This window comes from Thermomicrobiales bacterium (assembly GCA_023954495.1).
GTDB lineage: Bacteria > Chloroflexota > Chloroflexia > Thermomicrobiales > CFX8 > JAMLIA01.
Map to the genome: position 1 here is coordinate 1 of JAMLIA010000137.1, position 3,961 is coordinate 3,961.

At 63.9% G+C, this 3,961-nt stretch carries 3 protein-coding genes; 1 reads left to right on the forward strand and 2 read right to left on the reverse strand.

Going from position 1 to position 3,961, the window contains the following annotated elements; all coding sequences use genetic code 11:
• Positions 1-258: 258 nt before the first annotated feature.
• Positions 259-615, reverse strand: a complete 357-nt coding sequence (locus tag M9890_15505; protein ID MCO5178360.1) for a cupin domain-containing protein — start codon at positions 613-615, stop codon at positions 259-261.
• Between the two features lie 3 nt (positions 616-618).
• Positions 619-2,049: an FAD-binding oxidoreductase gene (locus M9890_15510; protein MCO5178361.1), complete on the reverse strand. Its 1,431-nt coding sequence runs from the start codon at positions 2,047-2,049 to the stop codon at positions 619-621.
• 432 nt (positions 2,050-2,481) lie between these two features.
• Here M9890_15510 and M9890_15515 point away from each other — a divergent pair.
• Positions 2,482-3,961, forward strand: a 1,480-nt coding sequence (locus M9890_15515; protein MCO5178362.1) for an ABC transporter substrate-binding protein, incomplete at its 3' end; no start/stop codon positions are given.

The following is a 3,961-nucleotide window of genomic DNA, read 5'->3' on the forward strand; positions in this document are numbered from 1 at the left end:
GGTGCGCGCCCAGGTGCGCTGGAAGGCGTCGGTCGCCGGAGTCTCGGCAGCCGCCGACCAGGCGATGCTGGCCGCGGCGAAGAGGACGGCGATGACTCCAACGATGCGCGCTCGCCTGAGAACTCGGTTGTGCATAATGCGATGCCTTTCCAGCATGTCGGCACAGGTGTGGCGGTGAACTGATAACGGCACAATACGCCTGCTCGCATCAATGTTCAACGCCCCGCAGGTGCGGGGCGTTGGTGCAGGAGTCGTGAGCTATTCGGACTTGAACTCGCAATACAGCTTGCGGAGTGGTTCATGCACGTTCCACTCGCCCGTCCAGCCCGGTGGGAAGGTCATTGCGTCGCCAGGGCCAAGCTCGACGACAGTGCCATCTTCTGCGGTGCAGGTCATGCGTCCGCTGACGATCTGAATGAATTCGCCGCGTCCGGCGAAGCTCGCCCGGAACGTGCCGGCATCGCACTCCCAGATGCCGGTTCCGACGCGCTCATCCGGGCTGACCCAGACCTCACGTCCGCGTGTTTCCATCGTGCCACCCACGGCAGACTTGATTTCCCCCCAGACCTCGACCGGCGAAGATGCCGCCGTCTGCGGATCCAGCTTCAACGACATTGTTTAATCCTCTCCACCCATGCGCCACAGTGCGCGCCAGGCGCGCGGCATCTCAGCACTCCAGAGCCGCTGTGCGAAGCTCGGCTTCTCCGGATATGCGCCAGCACGCTCGACCTCCTCGGCGGCGCGATAGCGACCGCGTCGGACCAGCGAGTAACCAGCCCAGCGGATTGGCTCGGGCTCCCACTCCATCGGGGTGTGGTGCGTCATCGGCAGCCGTGTCAGATCGGTATCGGCCTCGGTGATCAGATCGGCCAGAACCCGACCTGACAGGTTGGCAGTTGCCACGCCCTCGCCGCTGTAACCATAGGCCATCCCGACACCAGTGCGCTTGTCGAACTGCATGATCGGCATGTGGTCGCGCGGGACGCCGAAGACGCCGCCCCACGAATGCGTGAAGCGCGTACCGGCCAGCATCGGGAACCAGTCGAGCGCCGATTGTCGCGCGTGCTCGAAGATCTCCTCCTGCAGATTCAGTTCGTCGGTAATAGCGGAATTGAACGGGTACTTGCCGCGATACGGTCCAAACGCGATCCGACCATCAGCGGTATGGTTCAGGTATCCGCCTTTCGTGCCAAAGCCGCCAACGACATCGCGATGCTGCCAGCGAATCTGCTCCCAGATCTCGTCCGAGAGTGGCTCGGTGATGACGATGTGCGATGTGGCCGGGACGATCCGGCGGCTGACCTGCGGGATCTGCGACAGATACGCCTCGCCGGCCAGCACAATCGCCTTCGCCGAGACGTTGCCCCGCTCGGTATCGAGGCGCGGCAGTGGGCCCGGTACGAACTGCGTCACGCGGGTCTGCTCGTAGATCGTGCCGCCGTGGCGCTCGACCGCGTGGGCGAGTCCGCGCGCGAGCCGCGCCGGCTGGACGGCAGCGCCTTCCATATTCCAGAACGAGCCGACCGCGCCAGCGACCCGGATGCGCTCCTCGGTCTCGGCCTTGTCGAACAGGCGGTAGTGATCCTCCAGCCCGATCGAGCGGTACTCGTTGTACATCTCTTCGAGCTTGGGCAGGTCGTATCCCGCGCGCGCGATCTCCAGCTCGCCGCCCTTGGCGTAGTGCGCGTCGATGTTCTCTCGCTCGCAGACCTCGCCGACGTTGTCGACCGTCTCGTACATGGCCAGCGAGACGGCTCGCGCCGCGTCACGCCCGTACTTCTCGGTCAGGTCCGACGGTGAGTAGGGGAAGCCGGAGAAGCACCAGCCACCATTGCGACCGGATGCGCCGAATCCGGCGATCTCCGCCTCCAGCACAACAACCTTTAATGAAGGATCGCGCTGCAGAAGGTGGTAGGCGGTCCAGAGGCCGGTGAACCCTGCGCCAAGGATGGCGACATCAACTGAGATCGATTCATCCAGCGGCGGACGCGCGGTCAGATCGTCCCCGGAGTTCTCCAGCCAGAAGCTGTACCTTGCGTAGTCTTTCATTCACTCTCCCTGTCATCGCGCGAATAATGCGCGCTGTCTCCTGTCATTGGCCGGAGTGCTGCGCATACGCATACGCGTGCGAACGGCCACGGTCGCGGGCAGGAGACGGACGCGATGGTCTCATGTGCGGAGGGAAAGTGTCAATCAACGGTATACTGGCCTGTCAGAGTTTACAGGTCCAATCGGTATGATGTTGACACGAATCAGGGGGCATGAGAGCATCCCCGGCGGTCGGACAACCATTGGGCCGGGTGGGGACGTATATCGTCATAGCCGATTGGAACAGATAACCGTCGCTGTGGCGGTGGCCGGCAGTTGTGCCACATTGGCTGAGGCTCGCCGTGATTGCGCAGCCTGCATTTCCGAGGAACAACTCATCAGTTTCTCACGGCAAGTCGCCGGTCGCAGTTGAGGGTAAGAGGAGTGACCACGATGGACGAACGACCGTTGAATGAATTGCGCGCTGACCTGTTTCGGCAGGCCAGCCGCCTGTCCCGCCGCGACGTTATGCGGCGTGGCCTCGCGCTCGGCCTGAGCGTGCCGACAATCGGCTACCTGCTGGCAGCCTGCGGCGGCGACGATGACGAGGGTGGTTCGACTGAGGCAACCGTTGCTCCGACCGCCTCCGGCAGCGAGCCGACCAGCGCCGATAGCGCCGAGGCGACTGAGCCTGCCGCAAGCAGCCCGGACACAGGCTCGACCGGCGACACGCCGTGGTACGTCGATCCTGCGCCGGGCGATCCGGTATCGGGCGGCACCGTCAACTACCTGCTCTACGAAGACCCCGACTCGATGAACCCCTATATCGGTCAGACGAGCATCGCCTCGCAGGTGACGACCGTCATCCTGGAGCCGCTCGCCGAGACGCTGCCGAACGGTGACTGGAGCCCGGTGCTGGCCGCCGAGATCCCGACACTCGAGAATGGTGGCATCACCGAAGACCTGCTGACCGTCACCTGGAAGCTGCGCGAGGGCGTCCTCTGGCACGACGGTGAGCCGTTTACGTCCGACGACGTCAAGTTCTCCTGGGAGGCCGCGTCCGATGTTGACGCCGGCTCGGCATTTGCATCCGAGTTCACCAAGGTCGCCTCGGTGGAGACACCCGACGATCTGACCGTCGTCGTGACCTACTCCGAGTTCAACCCCGCCTACGTCGATCAGTTCAAGTACATCATCCCGCGCCACGCCACCGGCGAGATCAGCGACATGATGAACTGGGACTTCAACCGCACACCAGTCGGCACCGGCCCGTTCAAGTTCGAGGAGTGGGCGGCGGCTGACCACATCACTGTCGTCAAGAATGAGGACTATCGCGAGGAAGGCAAGCCCTACCTCGACGCGATCAACTTCCTCGTCGTGCCGTCTGAAGAGTCGCGCAGTGCCCAGATGCTGCAGGGCGATGCCCACGTCATGCTCTGGCCGGGCTCCGAGGCGAGCGACAAGTTCCGCGATTCCGAGGTCGTGCAGACGCGCATCGCACCGGGCATCTGGACGGTGGCCATGCGCTTCAACCTCTCCAAGCCATTCGATAACGACGCCGGCGTGGAGCCGCCGCACCCGCTCTTCGGCGATCCGGAGTTCCGCAAGGCGATCGGCTTCGCCATCAACCGCGACCGTATCGCCAACGAAGTGCTGAACGACTCAGTGATCATCGACTCCGTTCTGGCGGTCGGCTGGATCATGGCCGAGGTCGACACCTGGGTCTACGACCCGGACGAGGCCGCCTCCATCCTCGACGCCGCCGGCTGGACGCTCAACGGCGACGTGCGCGAGAAGGACGGCGTCAAGGCCGAGTTCGTCTGCAACGGCTACACCGGTTACCTGCCGAACGAGCTGCAGCAGCTGGCGATCCAGGAAGACCTGGCCAAGGTCGGCATTACGATGAAGATCGAGAACCAGGACTTCGCCGTCA